We start from the raw sequence: 541 nt of genomic DNA, 5'->3' as shown, positions 1-541 counted from the left end.
TTCACCAGCATATACATAAACTTCTTTAGTATCTTTATTAGAGTAAGGAATCTCTACTGTTGGCGCAACTACTGCTGCTGGAGCTGTAGCTGTAGCTGGATCACTTGCTACTGAAGTGTTACCTGCCGCATCTGTTGCTTTGGCTGTTACAGCACCTGCTGGAATGTCTACTGTTGGTGTGATTGTCGCTTTGCCATTTTCGCCTGCAGTTGCTTCACCAATCTTGTTGTTATCTTTATCGTAAAGGGCTACGGTTGAACCTTTTTCTGCAGTTACTTCAACTGGAGTTTTAGTTCCTGCTTTACCTGTAAGGTCTGTGTTCACAACTGGTTTAGCTGGAGCTTCTGTATCTGCTGCTGGAGTAGCTGTAGCTGGATCACTGGCTACTGATGTGTTACCTGCCGCATCTGTTGCTTTGGCTGTTACAGCACCTGCTGGAATGTTTACTGATGGAGTGATAGTAGCTTTACCATTTTCACCTGCAGTTGCTTCACCAATCTTGTTACCGTCTTTATCGTAAAGGGCTACGGTTGAACCTTTT

The 541-nt window shown here is 44.5% G+C and carries 1 protein-coding gene; it reads right to left on the bottom strand.

Annotated features, from left to right (window positions below):
• Positions 1-541: Ig-like domain-containing protein (locus ADH81_RS11160; protein WP_049526258.1), on the bottom strand; the 541-nt coding region annotated here is incomplete at both ends.

This window comes from Streptococcus pseudopneumoniae (assembly GCF_001072925.1).
GTDB lineage: Bacteria > Bacillota > Bacilli > Lactobacillales > Streptococcaceae > Streptococcus > Streptococcus pseudopneumoniae_Q.
The sequence above is the reverse complement of the archived record's forward strand: the minus strand, read 5'-3'. Positions and strand labels throughout refer to the sequence as shown.